General features: G+C 58.3%; 17 protein-coding genes and 1 pseudogene. 8 read left to right on the top strand and 10 right to left on the bottom strand.

What is annotated here, in order from left to right:
* The first annotated feature begins 20 nt into the window (after positions 1-20).
* Positions 21-641, top strand: a complete 621-nt coding sequence (locus G9Q84_RS14305) for a response regulator transcription factor (protein WP_181643570.1) — start codon at positions 21-23, stop codon at positions 639-641.
* Between the two features lie 8 nt (positions 642-649).
* The gene (locus G9Q84_RS14300) at positions 650-4,285 is read left to right on the top strand and encodes a transporter substrate-binding domain-containing protein (protein WP_081797770.1); all 3,636 of its coding nucleotides are present in this window, start codon (positions 650-652) and stop codon (positions 4,283-4,285) included.
* Positions 4,286-4,310: 25 nt separating this feature from the next.
* On the opposite strand, the gene G9Q84_RS14295 is transcribed toward G9Q84_RS14300, so the two are convergent.
* Together G9Q84_RS14295 and G9Q84_RS14290 are read right to left on the bottom strand one after the other, a co-directional pair.
* Positions 4,311-4,793, bottom strand: coding sequence for a GAF domain-containing protein (locus tag G9Q84_RS14295; RefSeq protein WP_032889067.1), 483 nt, complete (start codon positions 4,791-4,793; stop codon positions 4,311-4,313).
* Positions 4,790-5,680: an ATP-binding protein gene (locus G9Q84_RS14290; protein ID WP_181643569.1), complete on the bottom strand. Its 891-nt coding sequence runs from the start codon at positions 5,678-5,680 to the stop codon at positions 4,790-4,792. The genes G9Q84_RS14295 and G9Q84_RS14290 overlap by 4 nt, the downstream gene beginning before the upstream one ends.
* Before the next feature lie 163 nt (positions 5,681-5,843).
* Between G9Q84_RS14290 and G9Q84_RS14285 the strand changes: the two genes are divergently transcribed.
* Positions 5,844-8,153 (top strand): hybrid sensor histidine kinase/response regulator, encoded by a 2,310-nt coding sequence (locus G9Q84_RS14285; RefSeq protein WP_032889297.1) that lies wholly within the window; start codon positions 5,844-5,846, stop codon positions 8,151-8,153.
* Here G9Q84_RS14285 and G9Q84_RS14280 read toward each other — a convergent pair.
* The 3 genes from G9Q84_RS14280 to msrB form a co-directional block, all read right to left on the bottom strand.
* On the bottom strand, positions 8,107-8,598 hold the full coding sequence (locus G9Q84_RS14280; RefSeq protein WP_095184231.1) for a MarR family winged helix-turn-helix transcriptional regulator: 492 nt from the start codon (positions 8,596-8,598) through the stop codon (positions 8,107-8,109). The genes G9Q84_RS14285 and G9Q84_RS14280 overlap by 47 nt on opposite strands.
* Complete coding sequence (locus tag G9Q84_RS14275; RefSeq protein WP_032889060.1) at positions 8,595-9,080, bottom strand: glutathione peroxidase; 486 nt, start codon at positions 9,078-9,080, stop codon at positions 8,595-8,597. Before G9Q84_RS14275 ends, G9Q84_RS14280 begins: the two co-directional genes overlap by 4 nt.
* 133 nt (positions 9,081-9,213) lie before the next feature.
* Positions 9,214-9,606 (bottom strand): peptide-methionine (R)-S-oxide reductase MsrB, encoded by a 393-nt coding sequence (gene msrB, locus G9Q84_RS14270; protein WP_032889057.1) that lies wholly within the window; start codon positions 9,604-9,606, stop codon positions 9,214-9,216.
* Positions 9,607-9,808: 202 nt separating this feature from the next.
* Between msrB and G9Q84_RS14265 the strand changes: the two genes are divergently transcribed.
* Entirely contained in the window at positions 9,809-11,020 is a 1,212-nt protein-coding gene (locus G9Q84_RS14265) for a pyridoxal phosphate-dependent aminotransferase (protein ID WP_032889055.1), read from the top strand.
* A gap of 303 nt (positions 11,021-11,323) precedes the next feature.
* The gene (htpX, locus tag G9Q84_RS14260; RefSeq protein WP_181643568.1) at positions 11,324-12,211 is read left to right on the top strand and encodes a protease HtpX; all 888 of its coding nucleotides are present in this window, start codon (positions 11,324-11,326) and stop codon (positions 12,209-12,211) included.
* Positions 12,212-12,268: 57 nt separating this feature from the next.
* Here the strand turns inward: htpX and G9Q84_RS14255 are convergent, their stop codons facing one another.
* Entirely contained in the window at positions 12,269-12,925 is a 657-nt protein-coding gene (locus G9Q84_RS14255; RefSeq protein WP_122680118.1) for a thiopurine S-methyltransferase, read from the bottom strand.
* A 105-nt stretch (positions 12,926-13,030) separates the two neighbouring features.
* Here G9Q84_RS14255 and G9Q84_RS14250 point away from each other — a divergent pair, with 105 nt between their 5' ends.
* A complete protein-coding gene (locus G9Q84_RS14250; RefSeq protein WP_032889047.1) occupies positions 13,031-13,798 on the top strand; it encodes a DODA-type extradiol aromatic ring-opening family dioxygenase in 768 nt (255 codons plus the stop codon).
* 86 nt (positions 13,799-13,884) lie between these two features.
* Here the strand turns inward: G9Q84_RS14250 and G9Q84_RS14245 are convergent, their stop codons facing one another.
* The gene (locus G9Q84_RS14245; RefSeq protein ID WP_027606997.1) at positions 13,885-15,558 is read right to left on the bottom strand and encodes a DEAD/DEAH box helicase; all 1,674 of its coding nucleotides are present in this window, start codon (positions 15,556-15,558) and stop codon (positions 13,885-13,887) included.
* A gap of 422 nt (positions 15,559-15,980) precedes the next feature.
* On the opposite strand from G9Q84_RS14245, the gene G9Q84_RS14240 reads away from it, so the two are divergent.
* A complete protein-coding gene (locus tag G9Q84_RS14240) occupies positions 15,981-16,772 on the top strand; it encodes a crotonase/enoyl-CoA hydratase family protein (RefSeq protein WP_181643567.1) in 792 nt (263 codons plus the stop codon).
* A 115-nt stretch (positions 16,773-16,887) separates the two neighbouring features.
* On the opposite strand, the gene G9Q84_RS14235 is transcribed toward G9Q84_RS14240, so the two are convergent.
* The gene (locus tag G9Q84_RS14235; protein WP_032889040.1) at positions 16,888-17,643 is read right to left on the bottom strand and encodes a spermidine synthase; all 756 of its coding nucleotides are present in this window, start codon (positions 17,641-17,643) and stop codon (positions 16,888-16,890) included.
* A 124-nt stretch (positions 17,644-17,767) separates the two neighbouring features.
* On the opposite strand from G9Q84_RS14235, the gene G9Q84_RS14230 reads away from it, so the two are divergent.
* Positions 17,768-19,114, top strand: a complete 1,347-nt coding sequence (locus G9Q84_RS14230) for a class II 3-deoxy-7-phosphoheptulonate synthase (RefSeq protein ID WP_032889037.1) — start codon at positions 17,768-17,770, stop codon at positions 19,112-19,114.
* Positions 19,115-19,210: 96 nt separating this feature from the next.
* On the opposite strand, the pseudogene G9Q84_RS14225 reads toward G9Q84_RS14230, so the two are convergent.
* Both G9Q84_RS14225 and G9Q84_RS14220 read right to left on the bottom strand, forming a co-directional pair.
* Positions 19,211-20,443, bottom strand: a pseudogene (locus tag G9Q84_RS14225) (winged helix-turn-helix domain-containing protein).
* A 45-nt stretch (positions 20,444-20,488) separates the two neighbouring features.
* A complete protein-coding gene (locus tag G9Q84_RS14220; RefSeq protein WP_233896991.1) occupies positions 20,489-20,695 on the bottom strand; it encodes a DUF1127 domain-containing protein in 207 nt (68 codons plus the stop codon).
* Positions 20,696-20,790 lie beyond the last annotated feature (95 nt).

Raw genomic sequence — 20,790 nt, 5'->3', positions numbered from 1 at the left:
CACTTGCATGGAATATGATCATGAGCACAGTTTTTATTATTGATGACCACCCCGTTATAAGACTGGCCATACGCATGTTGTTGGAGCACGAGGAAAACTTCAAAGTAGTCGGCGAAACGGATAATGGATGCGACGCGATACAAATGGTCCGCGAATGCATGCCGGACCTGATCATCCTGGACATCAGCATTCCTAAACTCGATGGACTCGAAGTACTTTGCCGATTCAACGCCATGAGCGCTTCGATGAAAACCCTGGTTTTAACGGCTCAATCCCCCACTCTCTTTGCCACACGCTGCATGCGTTCGGGGGCCGATGGTTATGTATGCAAGGAAGGCGATCTGAGTGAACTGATGAGCGCCATCCGTGCCGTACTGTCCGGCTACAACTATTTCCCCAGCCAGGCCTTGAACGCCAACGATGAGAGCTGCAAGGAACTTGAACTGTTCAAGGCCGTTAATGATAGAGAGTTGATGGTATTGCAACTTTTTGCACAAGGCCGAACCAACAAGGAAATCGCAAAAGGCATGTTCCTGAGTAACAAAACCGTAAGCACATATAAAAAGAGGCTGATGCAAAAACTTCAAGCCAAGTCCTTGGTAGAACTTATCGAGTTGGCAAAACGAAACGCGCTAGTGTGAGAAACCGGATGCCCAGGCGTATAAAGGACTATTTGATTATATTGAGTGCCGGCTTGTGCTTCAGCACCGCTGTGCCTGCGACACCTCCAGCGAGCACGGAACATTTCAACCTATTGAGTCGAGCAAGCTCCGTACAGCTGGAAACCCACTTGGACAAGGGCCAGCGCCAATGGCTCCAGAACAAACGCGAACTGGTGCTGGGCACTGCGTTCCCTGACTACCCACCTTTTGACCTCACCTCCAGCGGGCGCGACTATGAGGGACTCACCGCTGATTACGCTGGCTTGCTGGCCATGGCACTGGCCTTGCCGGTGAAAGTGATGCGCTACCCCTCCCGAGAAGCCGCCATTCGTGCTCTCGAAGCAGGGGATATCGACTTACTGGGCTCTTCCAACAGCTTTGAAGCGGCAAAACCTAACCTGATCCTGTCGGAGCCCTATGCCGTGGATCGACCCGTCCTGGTGACCCGCGAAGGTGAAACCCGCAGTCTGAGCGAGGGGTTGGCCGGGATGCGCCTGGCACTGGTCTACCACTATCTACCACTGGCCGAGGTGGAAAAGCTGTACCCCAAAGCCGTCATCCGCGCCTACCCCTCTTACCAAAACGCTTTGAATGCAGTGGCTTTCGACCAGGCTGACGTCTTTCTCGGCGATACCATTTCCACCCACTACATGATCAACAAGGGCTACCTGAAAAACATCCGCATGGCCAACTTCGGCAAACATGAAGCCTATGGGTTCAGCTTCGCAATGCTCCAGGACCAGCAAACACTGTTGAGCATCGTCGACGCGGCACTGAGGGCCGTGCCGACCACCGAACGGGAGGCGATCGCCAAGCGCTGGAGTGCCGGCAGTGACATTCTGCTGACCGACCAAAAGTTGCAATTGACCCTGCGCGAAGAACGTTGGCTAAAGGATAACCCGGTGGTCAAGGTGATCGTGAACCCCACCTTTGCGCCGCTGACGTTCTTCGACAACGATGGCAACTTTCGCGGAATCACCGCTGACCTCCTGGAACTGATTCGCCTGCGCACCGGGTTGCGCTTCGACATCCAGCGCGCGCGTGATGTGGACACGATGATCGAACAGGTCGAGGCCGGCAAAGCAGACATCATTGGCGCTATCGCCCCCAGCGTCGAGCGGGAAGCCCAACTGAACTTCAGTCGCCCCTACCTGGAAAACTCCTACGTAATGTTGACGCGTAAGGACGGCCAGGCACCTACAAGCCTGGAGGAAATGTCGGGCAAACGACTGGCGATCACTCAAGGCAGCCCACTGAAGAAACTCCTGATTGAGCAGTTCCCAAAGATTCAGTTAGTAGAAACGGGTGACACCTTTAAATCAGCCGAACTCCTCGTACAAGGCAATGTTGAGGGGGCCGTGAATACTCTGGTAGTCGCCAACTACTTCCTGACCTCGCAGATGTTCCAAGACAAGATTCAAATCAGCTTCAGCATTGGCACAATGCCCGCCACCTTTGGATTGGCAACATCACGCAGCGCCACCGAACTCAGTTCGATCCTCGACAAGGCCTTGCTCAGCGTCGCCCCTGACGAGTTGGGTGTGATCAATAGCCGTTGGCGCGGCTATTCCGCAGCCTCCGACAGCTACTGGCGTGACTATCACCAACTGATTGCGCGCATCATCATCGGCACCGGGTTGTTGTTGCTGATTTCACTGAGTTGGAACGCTTACATGCGCCGCCAAATCAGGCACCGGAAAATGGCCGAGCGCGCCCTCAATGACCAGTTCGAGTTCATGCGTGCACTGGTCAATGAAACCCCGCATCCGATCTACGTGCGTGATAACAAGGGACTGTTGCAGACCTGCAACGATAGTTACCTGCAGGTGTTCGACGTCAAGCGCGAAGACGTGATCGGTAAAAGCGCAGTTCAGATCAGTACAGCTCTCGCGGCAGAAGCGGCGCAATATCATGCCGACTATCAACGTGTGGTGGCCGAAGGCAGGCCAATGATCGTGGACCGCACCCTGCATATTCGTGGACAGAAACTGACGATCTACCACTGGATCCTTCCCTACCGCGATTCCGTCGGTGAAGTTCAGGGCATCATCGGTGGCTGGATCGACATCAGCGAGCGACGTCAGCTGTTCGACGAACTTCGCACCGCCAAGGAGCGAGCTGACGAAGCCAATCGCGCCAAAAGCACGTTCCTCGCCACCATGAGCCATGAAATCCGTACGCCTATGAACGCGGTGATTGGCATGCTGGAGCTGACCCTCAAGCGGGCAGACCAGGGCCACCTTGATCGGCCGGCCATCGAAGTGGCCTACAACTCGGCCAAGGATCTGCTGGAGCTAATCGGCGACATCCTGGACATCGCACGTATTGAGTCCGGTCGCCTCAGCCTGGCGCCCGAACGCGTCAACCTGAGGGAGGTGATCGAATCGGTAGTGCGTGTATTCGACGGCCTGGCACGCCAGAAGAGCCTTAGCCTGTTGCTGGAATTCACGCCAGACCTAGAAGACACCGAAGTCCTGATTGACCCCCTGCGCTTCAAGCAGGTGCTGTCCAACTTGATCAGCAATGCGATCAAATTCACTGAACGTGGCCAAGTAAAAATCAAGGTGCATGTATCCAACACTGAATTGGCGCAGCAGATCGAGATGAAGCTGGTGGTGGAAGATACCGGCATCGGCATCAGCCGGGACGATCAAACGCGTCTGTTCGAACCCTTTGCCCAGGCGGACAATTCGGGACATCTGGCCAGGAGCGGTGCGGGCCTGGGGCTGGTGATCTGTCGCAGCCTGTGCGCGATGATGGGTGGGCAACTAAGCCTGAGCAGCGTGCCTATGGTCGGCACTCAGGTGCATGTGAGCCTGAAGATGAATCGCCTGCAGGCACTGCCGGTAGTCGACGAACTCAAGCCAACAACACCTGCCAGCGTGTCTGTGCTCAATGTACTGGTGGTTGATGATCACCCGGCGAATCGCCTGTTGATGTGCCAGCAACTCGGCTACCTGGGCCACCAGTTCACCGCTGCCCAGAACGGCGCGGCGGGCTTCCAGGCCTGGCGCCAGGAGCACTTCGACTTGGTAATCGCCGACTGCAATATGCCGATCATGAATGGTTACGAGCTGAGCTGCTCAATCCGTGAATACGAGCAACGCGAGAATCTAACCCCTTGTGTGGTACTGGGCTTTACCGCCAATGCCCAGCCAGAAGAGAAAAAACGCTGCGCACAGGCGGGCATGAATGACTGCCTGTTCAAACCTATCAATCTCACGGCGCTGGAGCAGCAACTGGCGAAAATCAGTCCTCAACCCACCGGCCTGATCCAGGACATTGGCAACTTCGAGGCCCTTACCGGTGGCGATCCGCAGATGAGTCGTCTGCTGCTGGAGGAGTTGCTGAGCAGCAGTCGTCAGGATCGCCAGGAACTTGTCGCACTGATGGTTGCGCAGGCATCGCCCCAGGACATCATCGAACAGGCTCACAAGATCAAGGGCGCGGCCAGAATTGTCCAGGCCAGTACGCTGGCCTCGCGGTGCGAAGCCCTCGAACAGGCCTGTGCCCGTGGTGATGACAGGCCCTTGATCGAAATAGGCGTGAAGTCATTGGAAAAGCTGATGTTGGAACTCGAAAGGATGCTGCAAGAGCGGCTTCAAAGACTGGATGGCCAATAAGGGGCGGGTTGCGCCCCTCACTTGATCAGCAGTCGGTCAAGCGGAGGAAAATTGCCGCCAACTGTTCGATTCCGGCCTGATCCTGAGGGGTAAAGCGGGCCAACGACGGGCTATCGAGGTCGAGGACGCCGATCAACTTACCGTCCTTGAGCAGTGGCACGACCAGCTCACTGTTAGACGCGCTGTCACAGGCGATATGTCCTGGGAATGCATGCACATCCTCTACTCGCTGGGTCTGCTGCGACGCTGCAGCAGCGCCGCAGACCCCTCGGCCAAACGGAATACGCACACATGCGATCTGCCCCTGGAAGGGGCCAAGCACCAGTTCTTCATTGCGATTGAGGTAAAAGCCGGCCCAATTCAAGTCATCCAGTTGGCTAAAGAGGAAAGCGGAAAACTGCGCGCTGTTGGCGATGAAATCGCGCTCATCGGCCAGCAGCGACTCCAATTGGGCACACAGTAGGGCGTAGCCACCGAGACCAGTGCCGGCTTGTTGTAAATCGATCATGGTTGACGCTCCAGTAATTTGAGACCCACCCAGTAACGGGCAAATTGATACGCGCAGCGGCCGTTGCGGTTACCGCGCCCGGTCGCCCAGCGCACCGCGAGAATGTCGAGGGCTTCGTCGCGCTGCCAGTGCAAACCGGCCTTGCTCGCTAGCTCACCGATCCAGTGCTCGACCACATCCAGGAAATGCTCTTGGGTGAACGGGTAGAAGGACAGCCACAAGCCAAAACGGTCTGACAAGGCAATCTTGTCTTCCACGGCCTCGCTTGGGTGCAGTTCCCCATCCACCCTCTTCCAGTTGTCGTTGTCACTCTGATTTTCCGGCACAAGGTGACGGCGGTTGGACGTCGCGTACAGCAGCACGTTTTCAGGCGCCTGTTCCAGGGAACCATCCAGCACGCTCTTGAGCACACGGTAGTCGCCCTCGCCGGCTTCGAACGAAAGGTCATCACAAAACAGGATGAAACGCTGCGGCAGCTTGAGCAGTTGCTCAACCACACGGGGCAAATCCGCCAGGTGGTCACGCTCGATTTCGATCAGGCGCAAACCGGCCTTCGCGTGATGAGCGAGCAACGCGCGCACCATGGACGATTTACCGGTGCCGCGCGAGCCCCACAGCAACGCGTGGTTGGCGGGCAGTCCATCAAGAAACTGCTGGGTGTTACGCGCCAATGTTTCACGCTGCTTGTCTACACCGATCAGGTCGGAAAGACGCATGTCCAGGCTTACGTCCAGTGGCAACAGAAAACCGCTGCGGCCTTCGCGCTGCCAGCGGGCGGCCAGACAGTGGCTCCAGTCGATGGCTTGGCGTGGCGCGGGCAACAAGGGCTCCAGGCGAGCGAGCACTGCATCGGCTCGCTCCAGAAAGGCATTCAATCGAGAATCCACGATTATTCCTCTGGCAAGTTCTTGTAAAAGATGGCGTATTGGCAACCCTGCGACAGACCGCTTGGGGCTGCGTAAAAAACGGTTCATGCCGTGCAAGCCTCAGCCTGTGGATGTTCAGCTATGCTTGCCGGGCGAAGGGAAACGTGAAGTGGTTCAACACTCGATGGATATCAAGTTCGCCCACCGCTTGTCTTATAAACAAGCCAGATTGACTGTGTTGGTCGGTTTCGTCTTGGGAACCTTGCTCAGCCTGATCCAAATCGGCATTGATTATGCCAGCGAAGACGCATCCATCAACCGTGAAATACGCTCACTGATCGAAATCAGCCATAACCCAGCATCACGTATTGCTTACAACATCGATGCTGAATTGGCCCAGGAACTGACCCTCGGACTGTTGCACTCCCCTGCCATCATTCGTGCGCAGTTGATCGACAACAATGGCGTGGTGCTCGCCGATGTCGACCGGCCTCGTAGAGAAAGCACCTACCGGCCTATCAGTGACTTCATGTTTGGCGCCAACCGCCAGTTCGAAGACCAACTGTTCCTGAGCCATATGCCCAACGACCCACTGGGTGTACTGCGTCTGGATGTAGACACCTACGCCTTCGGCAGCCGGTTCCTACACCGCGCCGAGATCACCCTGCTCAACGGATTCGTACGCAGCCTATTACTGACCGGGATTTTACTGGGTCTTTTCTACGTGATGCTGACCCAGCCGCTGGTGCGCATCATTCGTGAGTTGAGCACTCGCAAGCAGGCCCACCTGGACTGTCCGCCGGGGCATGAAAATGACGAAATCGGCGTACTGGTGAACGTCGCCAACCAGCAATTTGAAAATATGGAAACCGAAATCCAGCAGCGCCGCCACGCCGAAGACCGACTGACGGAATACCTGGGGCAACTGGAAGATATCGTCTCCGCCCGCACACTTGAACTCAAGGCTAGCAACCAGCGACTGACCCAGTCCAACGATGAGCTCGAAACGGCGAAGATGAATGCGATAGGCATGGCTCAGGCTCGGGCAGCCTTCCTGGCGAACATGAGCCACGAAATCCGCACCCCGCTCAACGGCCTGCTGGGCATGATCGCGCTGTCGCTGGACAGCGCGTTGAATGCTGAGCAGCGCCAGCAACTGTCTATCGCCCATGACTCCGGCAAAGTGCTGGTGGAGTTGCTCAACGACATTCTCGACCTGTCCAAATTCGACGCTGGTCAGTTGGAGCTGGAGCGCATCCCGTTCGACCTTGGTGCACTGATTGAAGATACCGCCAACCTCTTGTCGCAGAATGCCGCACCGAGCGTGGAACTGACGTGTTTGATCGACCCGCAGTTCCCGGCCCAAGTGCTAGGTGACCCGACCCGTGTACGTCAGATCGTCAGCAACTTACTGTCCAACGCTCTGAAGTTCACGCGATTCGGTCGAGTTGATGTGCGCCTGCGCACTTACGACGGCGGCGTGAGCATTGAGGTCTGCGATACCGGCATCGGCATTGCGCAGGAAGCGCAAGTGAAAATATTCCAGCCGTTCACCCAGGCCGGCGCCGGGATCACTCGTCAGTTTGGAGGGACGGGTCTGGGTCTGGCGTTGACTCACAACCTGTGTGAAGCCATGAAGGGACGGTTGAGTATCAGTTCAGAGGTAGGCTTTGGCAGCCAGTTCTGTGCGCAACTGCCATTACCTACCCACTTGCCCGCCGTGCAGCCACCGCCTCTCACAGGTAAGGTCGTTGCCATCACCAACATCGGCGGTGGACTGACCGAGTTGCTCACGACCCTGCTGCCCAGTTGGGGCCTTACCCCCCAATGTTTCACCATGGATGACGACTTGAGCGGGCAAACGCCTGACTTGCTGATTACCGACTGCCCTGAATGTCTGTTCCGTATACGACCGGGCATTACCGCGCCCATCCTGCTGGTGACGGCCTATGGCAATTTCATGCCCAGCGAAGAGGTCGCGGCGTTGGCGCCTTTGCACCAGCAAGCACGCCCCTTGAGCCGCAACGCGCTGTACCAGATTCTTCAGCGCAATTTACGCACCGACATGCACCTGGTTCTTGACCCCATCCAACTGGATGCCGCCCCACTCGCGCATCGCGGCTGCATACTCCTGGTGGAGGACAATCCGGTAAACCAACTGGTGGCCAAGGGCATGCTCAGCAAGCTGGGCTGCGAAGTGATAGTGGCCGCCCACGGTGGTGAAGCACTGAAGTTTCTTGAAGAACAACGCTTCGATATGGTGCTGATGGACTGCAACATGCCGGTGATGGATGGCTACGAGGCCAGCCGGCAGATTCGCCGCAGCGGGCGCTGGCCAGACCTGCCGATTGTCGCGCTGACTGCCAACGCCATGCCCGAAGAACGAGAGCGCTGCCGTGCGGCGGGGATGAATGACTATCTGGCTAAACCGTTCCGCCGCGAAGAACTCAATGCGCTGCTGGACCTGTGGGTGCCTCGGACGACAGCGCTCTGATCTGCGCCAATAACTGATCCAGGCCAACGCGCAAGGTGTCTGCCTGATTCAGATCAACCCCGCTGTCGCACAACAACCGAGTCTTCAGAACGAGAGCCTGATCACGCAGTTCCACGCCGGTGTCACTCAAGCTCAGATGCACCTCCCGTTCATCCTGGGCACTGCGCCGGCGCCGCACCAGTGAAATCTGCTCCAGCCGTTTGAGCAAGGGTGTCAGCGTGCCCGAGTCGAGCATCAGGCGTTCGCCCAGAGCTTTGACTGTCGGCTGCTCAGGGGCTGCGTCGTGCCATTCCCATAACACCAGCATCGCCAGGTATTGCGGATAAGTCAGGCCCAACTGGTCGAGCATCGGCTTATAAGCGCGGGTCACGGCCCGTGAGGCGGCGTAGAGTTTGAAACACAGCTGGTTATCCAGTGCCAGGGACACGGCGGGCAAGTCGGTCATTTGAGCAGGGCTTCGATCTCTTGGGTAAGGTCTTTTGGCTTGGTGGTAGGGCCGAAGCGCTTGACCACCTGGCCGTCACGGCCGATGAGGAACTTGGTGAAGTTCCACTTGATGCCCTTGGACCCCAACAGGCCCGGCGCCTGTTTTTTCAATTGCACGAACAGTGGATGGGCATCGCTGCCATTGACGTCGATCTTCTTGAACAACGGAAAGCTGACACCGAAATTCAGCTCACAGAACGTTGAGATAGCGCCTTCGTCACCGGGCTCCTGCTTGCCGAACTGATTGCAGGGAAAGCCCAGCACCACCAGGCCCTGGTCTTTGTACTGCTGCCAGAGCTGTTCCAGCCCCTTGTACTGAGGGGTGAAGCCGCACTTGCTGGCAGTGTTGACCACCAGCACGGCCTTGCCGGCGAAATCGGCCAAGGTCTTTTGCTCACCCTTGATGGTGGTGCAAGGGATGCTCAGCAGGTCGTTGCTCATGGCAGTGCCTCGATAAAAGCGGAAAGAAGTAGAAACATAGTAGGCAATTCAATTGTGTGCAATTGAATTGATCAAACTGATGATCCGTTATGGGCGCACGTGGTGAGGGAGGATGCTCCCTCACCACGCAGGTTTAACGCGGGACCAGGTCCAGGCACACCGAATTGATGCAATAACGCAGGCCCGTCGGCGGCGGCCCATCCGGGAACACATGGCCCAGGTGCGCGTCACACTTTGCGCAGGTTACCTCGGTACGGATCATGCCGTGGCTGACATCACGAATCTCGATCATCGCGCTGTCGGCAATCGGCGCGTAAAAGCTGGGCCAGCCGCAGCCGGAGTCGAATTTGGTGGTGGAATCGAACAGCGGCTCATTGCAGCAGATGCAGTGGTAAACGCCGTCGGTCTTGGTGCCGTTGTACTTGCCGCTGAAAGGCCGTTCGGTGCCTTTGAGCCGGCACACGTTGTACTGCTCCGGATCGAGCATGGCCTTCCACTCTTCAACGGTTTTCTGCAACTTTTCCATCGGTACACCTCGGCAACTGAAAAAGCCTGATCTGTGTCTTTTCCATGGATCAGGCGGCACGTATGATTGCGCCTCTTCAAAACGCCAGTCTGGCACCCGCGCTATCGGCATTCAAACGTATTTATGGGTGCGGGCCTCGCAGGATTCGCAGTACGGTAGTGCACACACCGTCTGGATCGTTCATTTTCAGGATCACATCGCCATGCAGGTCAGCAAATCGAACAAGCTCGCCAACGTCTGCTACGACATTCGCGGCCCAGTGCTCAAGCACGCCAAACGCCTGGAAGAGGAAGGTCATCGCATCCTCAAGCTGAACATTGGCAATCCGGCGCCTTTTGGTTTCGAAGCACCGGACGAAATTCTCCAGGACGTTATCCGCAACCTGCCTACCGCTCAGGGCTACAGCGACTCCAAAGGCCTGTTCAGCGCGCGTAAAGCGGTGATGCAGTACTACCAGCAGAAGCAGGTGGAAGGCGTCGGCATTGAAGACATCTACCTGGGCAATGGCGTGTCCGAACTGATCGTGATGTCCATGCAGGCCCTGCTGAACAATGGCGACGAAGTGCTGGTACCTGCACCGGACTATCCACTGTGGACCGCAGCCGTGACACTGGCCGGCGGCCACCCGGTCCACTACCTGTGCGACGAAGGCGCCGACTGGTTCCCGGACCTGGCTGACATCAAGGCCAAGATCACTCCGAACACAAAGGCACTGGTGATCATCAACCCGAACAACCCCACCGGCGCGGTGTATTCCAAGGAAGTGCTGCTGGGCATGCTGGAACTGGCACGCCAGCACAACCTGGTGGTGTTCTCCGACGAGATCTACGACAAGATCCTCTACGACGACGCCGTGCACGTATGCACCGCCTCCCTGGCACCGGACCTGTTGTGCCTGACCTTCAACGGCCTGTCCAAGTCCTACCGCGTGGCGGGTTTCCGCTCCGGCTGGATCGCCATCTCCGGTCCCAAGCACAACGCCCAGAGCTACATCGAAGGCATCGACATGCTGGCCAACATGCGCCTGTGTGCCAACGTACCGAGCCAGCATGCGATCCAGACCGCTCTGGGCGGCTACCAGAGCATCAATGACCTGGTACTGCCCCAGGGCCGCCTGCTGGAACAACGCAACCGCACGTGGGAGCTGCTCAATGCGATCCCCGGTGTGAGCTGCGTGAAACCCATGGGTGCGCTGTACGCTTTTCCACGGATAGACCCGAAGGTATGCCCGATCCTCAACGACGAAAAGTTCGTGCTCGACTTGTTGCTGTCGGAAAAGCTGTTGGTGGTTCAGGGCACCGCGTTCAACTGGCCGTGGCCGGATCACTTCCGCGTGGTGACCTTGCCGCGCGTAGATGACTTGGACATGGCGATTGGCCGTATTGGCAACTTCCTCAAGACCTATCGCCAGTAGTGGCATGGCGCTGTACGATCGACATTCGGTCGTACAGCGATTATCTGGCAACACTTCTCTGATCTCGCCCTTTTTCTGTATGGCACTTGCCTCTCTCAAGCCACGTGCCCCCTATAATTGCAGGGTTGTGAGGCAAAAAGTGGGGCATCTCTGGTGACATTCCTAGTCGGAAAATCCCTTCAAAGCTCTACATTCAGGCTGTAGGACACAGTTTGAAATAGTCGCTCGGTTGAATCACCCCATGCCGCACCTTATATACCCCGCAGTACGCGACATATTAAGCATGAGGAGAACTCTACAACCATGATGCGCATCCTGCTGTTCTTGGCCACTAACCTGGCGGTCGTGCTGATTGCCAGCATCACCCTGAGCCTTTTCGGCTTCAACGGGTTCATGGCGGCCAACGGGGTTGATCTGAACCTCAATCAGCTGCTGATTTTCTGTGCGGTCTTTGGTTTTGCCGGCTCGCTGTTCTCGCTGTTCATCTCCAAGTGGATGGCGAAGATGAGCACCAGCACCCAAGTCATCACCCAACCACGCACTCGCCATGAACAATGGCTGATGCAAACCGTGGAGCAGTTGTCTCAAGAAGCAGGTATCAAAATGCCCGAAGTCGGGATTTTCCCTGCTTATGAGGCCAATGCCTTTGCGACGGGCTGGAATAAGAACGACGCGCTCGTGGCCGTCAGTCAGGGCTTGCTCGAACGCTTCTCACCCGATGAAGTAAAGGCAGTACTCGCGCACGAAATTGGTCACGTAGCCAACGGCGACATGATTACCCTTGCGCTGGTACAGGGTGTGGTCAACACCTTCGTGATGTTCTTTGCGCGGATTATCGGTAACTTTGTGGACAAAGTAATCTTCAAGAACGAAGGCGGTCGCGGTATCGCCTACTTCGTGGCGACCATCTTTGCCGAAGTGGTGCTGGGCTTCCTGGCCAGTGCGATCGTGATGTGGTTCTCGCGCAAACGAGAGTTCCGCGCAGACGAAGCCGGCGCGCGCCTGGCAGGCACCAATGCAATGATCAGCGCGCTGCAACGCTTGCGTTCCGAACAGAGCCTGCCAGTGCATATGCCTGACAGCCTGACCGCCTTTGGCATCAACGGCGGCATCAAACAGGGTTTGGCTCGTATGTTCATGAGCCACCCACCACTGGAAGAGCGTATTGACGCGCTTCGTCGTCGGGGCTGATACCTGGTAATGCAAAAAAGGGGCGATCTGATCGCCCCTTTTTTTGTGGGCACAGTTTTATGCCCGCGCGACTCTGTAGACCCGCTCGTCCAAGCCCGTGACGCCGTCCTGCACGAACTTCCAGCTCTCACCCAGAATGTCTTGCTTCTCGATCACCTGCAGGCTCCAGTGTGCTCCCAACAGCACCTTTACCTCTTCATCCGTCACCGCAAACGGTGGGCCTGCCTTTTGCGTCTGGTCGTAGTCGAGGGTGATCAGCAAACCCTGGCAGCCTGGACGTAGCATGTTGTTCAACTGCTCGGTGTATTGCGAGCGCATCAACGGCGGCAAGGCGATCAGAGCGGCACGGTCATAGACCGCAGTGCAATCAGCCAGAACCTCAGCGTCGAGAGCGAAGAAATCGCCGCACCACACTTCGATCAAATCAGCCTGATACACCGTGAACACACCCCGCTGAGTGATTCGCGGCGTCAGGCTCTGCTCGCTGAAGAAGGCTTCAACCGCCTGCTCTGATAGCTCAACGCCGAGTACCCGATGACCCTGGGTGGCCAGCCACATCAGGTCCAGGCTTTTGCCACACAGCGGCACCAGTACCTTGGCGCCCTCCGCGAGCGCCAACGAAGGCCAATGCCGTTCTAAATAAGGATTAACCTCAGGCAAATGAAAGCCGAGCTGGTTTCTCGCCCAGCGCTCCTGCCAAAACTTGGGCTCCATGGAATCACCTCCGATAATTCGATCAAAACGCGCTAAAACTTATATTAGATTTAGATCAATGATCTGACTGAAGATGGCTACATGTTAACGCTCAGGACTCTTCTTATGTTCCCCAGCCTGTTTATCTCCCACGGTTCGCCCATGCTTGCCCTTCAACCCGGCGCCAGCGGACCGGCTTTGCAACGCCTGGCTGCCGAAATGCCCCGCCCTAAGGCGATAGTGGTGGTATCGGCACACTGGGAAAGCCACGATTTACTGGTCAGCGGCAGCGCCGCACCCGAAACCTGGCACGACTTCGGCGGCTTCCCCCGCGAGCTGTTTGCCGTGCAATACCCCGCACCGGGCAACCCACAGTTGGCGGGAGAGATCGTCGGGCTGCTGCGCGCCGACGGCCTGAATGCACGCATCGACGACCAGCGCCCCTTCGACCATGGCACCTGGGTGCCTCTGTCGCTGATGTACCCCGCGGCGGATATCCCAGTCGTGCAGGTATCCTTGCCCAGCCGCATGGGCCCTGCCCTGCAGACGCGAGTCGGGCATGCCTTGACCAGTTTGCGCGAGGAAGGCGTACTGCTGATCGGTTCCGGCAGCATCACGCATAATCTGGGCGAACTGGACTGGCACGCAGGGCCTGAAAGCATCGAACCTTGGGCGCGGGGCTTCCGGGATTGGGTGGTGGATAAGCTCGCTGCCAACGATGAAGCCGCGTTGCACGACTATCGGCGCCAAGCGCCCCACGCCGTGCGCAGCCATCCGAGCGATGAACATCTGTTGCCGCTGTACTTTGCGCGTGGCGCTGGTGGGGACTTCAGCATCGCGCACCAAGGCTTCACCATGGGCGCCTTGGGCATGGACATTTACCGCTTCGGCTAACTCTTTATTGTTAAAACAGCGACGCAAAAAAAATCCCCGAACCAGTCGGGGATTTTTTATGTGTGATCAATCAGCCCAAGGGCGGATCAATCTTCGCGGTAGCGACGCAGCTTCAACTGCTTACCGGCAACGCGAGTGTCTTTCAGCTTGGTCAGCAGCTTCTCCAGACCGTCTTCCGGCAGCTCCACCAGGGAGAAACTGTCACGGACCTGGATACGGCCGATCGCTTCACGTGCCAGGCCACCCTCATTCAGGATAGCGCCCAGCAGGTTCTTGGCAGCGATACCATCACGCGCGCCCAGCGCGGTACGGCAACGAGCACGACCTTCAGCCAATGGAACCGGAGCACGACGCTCACGATCACCACGGTCTGGACGGTCGCCGGTACGCTCTGGACGATCACCGCGTGGCGCGTTGTTCGGTACCAGTGGGCGCTCTTTCTCGATAGCTGCCAGGGTCAGGGCCTGACCGTTTGTAGCCTTGCGCAGCAGGGCAGCAGCCAGGGCACGTGGAGTGCAACCGATATCGGCGGTCAGGCGGTCCAGCAGGTCGCCGTGAGTCGATTCAGCGTCAGCCACCAGAGGCGACAGGCTGTTGGTCAGTTTCTTGATGCGGGCATCGAGAACGGCCTGGGCATCCGGCAGGCGGACTTCGGCAACTTTCTGACCGGTTACGCGCTCGATCACTTGCAGCATGCGGCGCTCACGTGGAGTCACCAGCAGCAGCGCACGACCTTCGCGACCGGCACGGCCTGTACGGCCGATACGGTGAACGTAGGATTCTGGATCGTAAGGCATGTCAACGTTGAACACGTGGGTGATACGCGGAACGTCGAGACCACGAGCCGCTACGTCGGTCGCAACAACGATGTCCAGACGGCCATCCTTGAGGGAGTCGATCACGCGCTCACGCTGGTTCTGGGCAATGTCACCGTTCAGCGCAGCGGCTTTATAGCCTTTGGCTTCCAGGGCACTGGCCAAGTCCAGGGTCGCTTGCTTGGTGCGCACGAACATGATCAAGGCGTCGAAGTCTTCGACTTCCAGCAGGCTCAATACAGCCGAGGTCTTCTGGTCAGCGTGAACCAACAGGTGAGCCTGTTCGATCGCGGTAACGGTCTGAGTCTTGGTCTGGATCTTCACGTGTTGCGGATCGCGCAGATGGCGCTCGGCAATGGCACGGATCGACTGTGGCAGGGTGGCCGAGAACAGTACGGTCTGACGGGTCGGTGGCAGTGCCTTGAAGATGACTTCCAGGTCATCCATGAAGCCCAGCTTCAACATTTCGTCAGCTTCGTCGAGAACCAGGTGGTTCACGGTCGACAGTACTTTTTCGTCGCGACGCAGGTGGTCGCACAGACGGCCTGGGGTAGCCACGACGATCTGAGCGCCATTACGGATGGCTTTCAGTTGCGGGCCCATCGGCGCGCCGCCGTAAACGGCAACAACGGTAACGCCCGGCATTTGCTTGGCGTAGGTTTCAAAAGCGGTTGCTACTTGCAGCGCCAACTCACGGGTTGGCGCCAGGATCAGGGCTTGCGGCTCGCGCTTGGCAGGATCGATGCAGTGCAGGATAGGCAGGGCGAACGCGGCGGTTTTACCGGTACCGGTTTGCGCCTGGCCAATCATGTCTTGGCCGGCCATGATGATCGGGATCGATTGCTGCTGAATCGCCGAAGGTTCTTCGTAGCCGGTCGCAATGACGGCAGCAAGAATGTTCGGGTTAAGATTAAAAGCGGCGAAGCCGCCGGTTTCCTGGGTCATGGGTCTGCCTCTAAGTGCATCCGCAAAGACCCATGCTCCAAAGCTGCGCATGCCGTGTTGAGACTCAAGAGTCGCCCTGGCTGCTTTGTCGGCGGGGATTTGCGAAAACGAATGAATGAAAAAGATTCGTTAAGGAAGAGTCCGCTGTGCGGACATGCAGCCGAAGCTGACTTCGGGGAATTGCGCTACCTAAACGCGGCCCGGTTAAAGGCCGGCGCGTACTATACCGGAAATACTTGAAAAAGGGAGCTTTTTTTATCGCAAAGCACCGATAAACCGTGGTGCGTCACAGTCTTTGCAGATAACCCTGCCAGGGTCTATTTTTCAAAGGCCCGGCCCTGTTGGTCATAAGGCTTAAACGATTCACCCTTAGACCAAGACCTTTGGTCTGAAACCCTTCTCTCCACCCGAGGGCACACCCAATGAATCACGCCAGCAGCAGCCGCGTCAGCCGTGAACTCCAGGGCCATGTCCTGCTGTTGGGCCTGGACCGGGTGGCCAAGCGCAACGCCTTCGACCTGGATTTGCTCAATGAGCTGAGCTTGGCTTATGGCGAATTTGATCGAAACGATGACGCACGAGTGGCCGTAGTATTTGCCCATGGCGACCACTTCACCGCCGGCTTGGACCTGGCCAATGTCAGCGGGGTAATGGCGGGCGGCTGGCAACCGCCGCTGGGAGGCTGTGATCCCTGGGGCGTTTTCGCAGGCCCCAGGGTCAGTAAACCGGTGATCGTCGCCGCCCAGGGCTACTGCCTCACCATTGGTATCGAGTTGATGCTCGCGGCGGATATCAACCTGTGTGCGAGCAATACCCGCTTTGCGCAGATGGAAGTACAGCGCGGGATCTTTCCGTTTGGCGGTGCGACATTGCGCTTTCATCAGATCGCCGGCTGGGGCAACGCCATGCGCTGGCTGCTGACCGGCGACGAGTTCGACGCCCATGAAGCCCTGCGCCTGGGTTTGGTGCAGGAAGTAATGGCCAGTGAAGACCTGCTGCCCCGCGCCATCGAACTGGCCAGTCGCATCGCGCGCCAGGCGCCGCTTGGCGTCCAGGCCACCTTGATGTCGGCCCGCCTGGCGCGTGTGGAAGGCGAAACCGTTGCGGCCGCCGCGCTGCCGCCGATGGTGGATAAATTGCTGAACAGCGAGGATGCCAAGGAAGGCCTGCGCGCGATGGTCGAGAAGCGGCCGGGGCTATTCAAGGGCATTTGAGTCGCCTATACCGACGCCATCGGGGCAAGCTCCCTCCCACATTTGAAATGAGTTCCAAGTGTGGGACGTGCGGTGCGACGATTCGACTCGCCCCCGATGGCGCCGGTACAGGCGACTACGTAGCCGGCCGAATCGCCTTGATCAAGGGCTGCAACGAATACCCCAGACGCGGCGCCAACAACTCAGCCCGAGTAGAAAGGGCATCAAGATCCAGCTCCTGATCCAGCTCCGAAGGTACCAGCAAAATCACATTGCCCTCCTTCACCGGCAGTTCCCAGTAGTGCCGGTGATACAACCCACGCAACAACGCCGCGCCCAGCGGTTTGCCGTCGTCAGTCGCCCACTGATTGATCACCAGCCAGCCGCCGGGGTTGAGTTTCTTCTGGCAGTTTTCCAGGAAGGTCCACGCCAGGTGCCCAACGCCGGGGCCGACATCGGTATAGAGGTCGACGAAAATCAAGTCCGCCGATTCAGCGGTCTCCAGCAACTCCAGGGCGTCGCCGATGCGGATGTACAGGCGCGGATCATCGTCCAGCCCCAGGTACTCAATGGCCAGGCGCGGCACATCGGGGCGCAGCTCGATGGCTTCGACGTCTTCCAGCGGGAGGAACTTGAGGCACGCCTGGGTCAACGTACCGGCGCCCAGACCGAGGAACAAGGCGCTCTCCGGCTGTTCATGGCACAACGCGCCGATCAGCATCGCGCGGGTGTAGTCGTACTCCAGCCAGCTCGGATCTGCAGTGAACACGCAGCTTTGCTCAATGGCATCGCCGAATTCGAGAAACCGGTAATCGGCCACTTCGAGCACACGGATCATGCCGAAGTCATCATGAACTTCGGCGAGCAGGCGCTCGACACGCTCCTCTGTCATCACTACTCCTAACGGGTTTGCTGTACGGCAAAGGCGCGATTGTCGGCCAACCGGCAGCAGCAGGTCACGCACTAATTGCTGATAACATTGGCGCCCGACCGTCAATCAGCCAATCGAGTTCATGATGAGCCAACCCTGGAGCCCCGACAGCTGGCGCGCCCTGCCGATCCAGCAACAACCCCAGTACCCGGACGCTGCACACCTGTTGCGGGTGGAGCAGAGTCTGGCCAGCTACCCGCCGCTGGTGTTTGCCGGGGAAGCCCGCGAGTTGCGTCGCCAGTTTGCCGAAGTGACCCAGGGTCGCGCCTTCCTGTTACAAGGCGGCGACTGCGCCGAGAGTTTCGTCGAGTTTTCCGCCGCGAAAATCCGCGACACCTTCAAGGTGTTGTTGCAGATGGCGATTGTGATGACCTTCGCCGCCGGCTGCCCAGTGGTGAAAGTCGGGCGCATGGCCGGCCAGTTCGCCAAGCCGCGCTCGGCCAACGATGAGACCATCGACGGCATCACCCTGCCCGCCTACCGTGGCGATATCGTCAACGGCATCGGCTTCGACGAAAAAAGCCGTGTACCCGATCCGGACCGCCTGCTGCAGTCGTATCACCAATCCACCGCTACCCTCAACCTGCTGCGCGCCTTCGCCCAGGGCGGTTTCGCCGACCTGCATCAGGTGCACCAGTGGAACCTGGACTTTATCGCCAACTCCGCCCTGGCCGAGAAGTACAGCCAACTGGCAAACCGCATCGACGAGACCCTGGCCTTTATGCGCGCCTGCGGCATGGACAGCTCGCCGCAGTTGCGCGAAACGAGCTTTTTCACCGCCCATGAAGCGCTGCTGCTCAACTACGAACAAGCCTTCGTGCGTCGCGACAGTCTGACCAACGACTATTACGACTGCTCGGCCCACATGCTGTGGATCGGCGACCGCACACGTCAGTTGGATGGCGCTCACGTCGAATTCCTGCGCGGGGTGAACAACCCGATAGGCGTCAAGGTCGGCCCGAGCATGAACCCGGAGGATCTTATCCGCCTGATCGACATCCTCAATCCGAACAACGATCCGGGCCGCCTGAACCTGATCGCGCGCATGGGCGCAGGCAAGGTCGGCGACCATCTACCCAACCTGATCCGCGCCGTGCAGCGCGAGGGCAAGCAGGTACTGTGGAGCTCGGACCCGATGCACGGGAACACCATCAAGGCCAGCAGCGGCTACAAGACCCGCGACTTTGCGCAGATCCTCGGCGAAGTGAAGGAGTTCTTCCAGGTGCACCAGGCCGAGGGCAGCTATGCCGGCGGGATTCATATCGAGATGACCGGGCAGAACGTCACCGAGTGCATCGGCGGCGCGCGCCCGATCACCGAAGATGGCTTGTCGGACCGCTACCACACCCATTGCGATCCTAGGATGAATGCCGATCAGTCGCTGGAGTTGGCATTCCTGATTGCCGAGACGCTAAAGCAAGTCAAACGCTGAAATTTTAGTTGGCAGAATTGACGCCATCGGGAGCAAGCCCCCTCCCACAGGGAAACGTATTCCAAGTGTGGGAGGGGGCTTGCTCCCGATGGCGCCCTAGAAACCAGCGCCGCCATTGAGCATCGCAAGCCGCAACCGAGCGGCGCTCGGGCGCTGGCAATTGAGCTGTACCTGTTCCAGCCCCAACCAATCGGCCATCTGCCGCAGGCTCAGCGCAAGCGCAAGCATCCCTTCATCATTCAACCCCGGCTCTTCCTCGTGCACCGCATGCACCGCCAAACGCCCGTTGGCGCGCTCCGCTCGCAGGTCCACCCGCGCGGCAATACGTTCGTTGTGCATAAACGGCAGCACGTAATAGCCATACACCCGTTTGTCTTGCGGGGTGTAGATCTCAAGCCGGTAACGGAAATCGAACAGGCGCTCTGTGCGGCTGCGCTCCCAAATCAGCGAATCGAACGGCGACAGCAGCGCACTCACCGATACTTTGCGCGGCACTTTCGGTTCTGGCAGGCAGTAAGCCGGTTGCTTCCAGCCTTGCACCTGGCACACCAGCAATAGCCCCTCTTCGACCAATTCGGCCAGACGTCTGCGACTGTCGGCAGGGTCGAGGCGGAAGTAATCACGCAGGTCTTTTTCGGTGCCCACCCCCAAGGCGGTGGCGCTGTGCAACAACAAGCCGCGTTGGGCCTCGGCTTCAGTCAACGGGGCTTGCTTAAGGATGTCGCCAGGGATGACGCGCTCGGGCAAGTCGTAAAGGCGCTCGAAACCACGACGACCGGCAACGGTCACCAGGCCGGCGGCGAACAACCATTCAAGCGCGTGCTTTTCATTACTCCAGTCCCATCAGGGACCTGCGCGCTCTTCGCGGGTGGACAGGCTACCGGCACCGAGGGCGCCCTGTTGTTCGACGGTCTTCAGCACACGCTGAATGATGGACTGCTGCTCCCTTCCGAAACGCGCCATCTGCGAATAAATGCCTTGCCCCTGCTGCGCCCGCGCCATGCGCCAACCCATCAAGGGGTACATCGCCATGGGCAACAGCGAGGCTTCATGCCCCCAATATTCGAAGAGCGAACGCCGCCGGCCCTGGCTCCAAGCGGCCTGCTCAAGCAGTAAAGGAGAATAGCGACCCAGACGGGAAAACAGCGGAAGGTAATGGGAACGCACCACAGCGTTGACCGAATCAATCTGCAATACACCGAGGCGTTCGATCAGTCGATTGAGGTGCGCGGACTTGATCTCTGCAGGCGGCTGGCGCCCGGAAAAACCTTGGGCCGCCAGCGCCATGCGTCGAGCTTGCTTGAGGGAAAAAGACTGGTCGGCGGGCATGGGAATCTCCTTGAAGGCGCGCGACCTACCCTACTGCATCCGGAGTCATTTTCGCAGCGGGTCTTCCCAGAAGTGCAGATGGCTCTCCTGCTCCACATCGGCGCGGCTGAGGCCGATGTCCTTGAGCGCTTCATCGCTCATGCTCGCCAGCATTCGGCGCTCTTCGTGCAATGCTTGCCAACGGGCTACGGTTTGAAACAACCCGGCAAACGGCCACTTCGCCATCAACGCAAAACCATTCTGACCTTTCATCTTCTCGCCCTCCCTTGGGGATGACGTCAGTGTGTGCGTGGCACTATGATCAATCCAACGAATGTTTCTTATGCAATACATCTCTGGGATTGATC

It is taken from the genome of Pseudomonas sivasensis (assembly GCF_013778505.1).
In the GTDB taxonomy this organism is placed as follows: Bacteria; Pseudomonadota; Gammaproteobacteria; order Pseudomonadales; family Pseudomonadaceae; genus Aquipseudomonas; species Aquipseudomonas sivasensis.
The sequence above is the reverse complement of the archived record's forward strand: the minus strand, read 5'-3'. Positions and strand labels throughout refer to the sequence as shown.

What these genes read in the sequence shown, in the direction of transcription:
- G9Q84_RS14240 (WP_181643567.1), top strand. Translation starts at nt 15,981, where the DNA reads ATGAATCACGCCAGCAGCAGCCGCGTCAGCCGTGAACTCCAGGGCCAT.
- G9Q84_RS14280 (WP_095184231.1), bottom strand. Translation starts at nt 8,598, where the DNA reads ATGACCGACTTGCCCGCCGTGTCCCTGGCACTGGATAACCAGCTGTGT.
- G9Q84_RS14275 (WP_032889060.1), bottom strand. Translation starts at nt 9,080, where the DNA reads ATGAGCAACGACCTGCTGAGCATCCCTTGCACCACCATCAAGGGTGAG.
- G9Q84_RS14230 (WP_032889037.1), top strand. Translation starts at nt 17,768, where the DNA reads ATGAGCCAACCCTGGAGCCCCGACAGCTGGCGCGCCCTGCCGATCCAG.
- htpX (WP_181643568.1), top strand. Translation starts at nt 11,324, where the DNA reads ATGATGCGCATCCTGCTGTTCTTGGCCACTAACCTGGCGGTCGTGCTG.
- G9Q84_RS14220 (WP_233896991.1), bottom strand. Translation starts at nt 20,695, where the DNA reads ATGAAAGGTCAGAATGGTTTTGCGTTGATGGCGAAGTGGCCGTTTGCC.
- G9Q84_RS14235 (WP_032889040.1), bottom strand. Translation starts at nt 17,643, where the DNA reads ATGACAGAGGAGCGTGTCGAGCGCCTGCTCGCCGAAGTTCATGATGAC.
- G9Q84_RS14250 (WP_032889047.1), top strand. Translation starts at nt 13,031, where the DNA reads ATGTTCCCCAGCCTGTTTATCTCCCACGGTTCGCCCATGCTTGCCCTT.
- G9Q84_RS14305 (WP_181643570.1), top strand. Translation starts at nt 21, where the DNA reads ATGAGCACAGTTTTTATTATTGATGACCACCCCGTTATAAGACTGGCC.
- G9Q84_RS14255 (WP_122680118.1), bottom strand. Translation starts at nt 12,925, where the DNA reads ATGGAGCCCAAGTTTTGGCAGGAGCGCTGGGCGAGAAACCAGCTCGGC.
- msrB (WP_032889057.1), bottom strand. Translation starts at nt 9,606, where the DNA reads ATGGAAAAGTTGCAGAAAACCGTTGAAGAGTGGAAGGCCATGCTCGAT.
- G9Q84_RS14265 (WP_032889055.1), top strand. Translation starts at nt 9,809, where the DNA reads ATGCAGGTCAGCAAATCGAACAAGCTCGCCAACGTCTGCTACGACATT.
- G9Q84_RS14300 (WP_081797770.1), top strand. Translation starts at nt 650, where the DNA reads ATGCCCAGGCGTATAAAGGACTATTTGATTATATTGAGTGCCGGCTTG.
- G9Q84_RS14285 (WP_032889297.1), top strand. Translation starts at nt 5,844, where the DNA reads ATGGATATCAAGTTCGCCCACCGCTTGTCTTATAAACAAGCCAGATTG.
- G9Q84_RS14295 (WP_032889067.1), bottom strand. Translation starts at nt 4,793, where the DNA reads ATGATCGATTTACAACAAGCCGGCACTGGTCTCGGTGGCTACGCCCTA.
- G9Q84_RS14245 (WP_027606997.1), bottom strand. Translation starts at nt 15,558, where the DNA reads ATGACCCAGGAAACCGGCGGCTTCGCCGCTTTTAATCTTAACCCGAAC.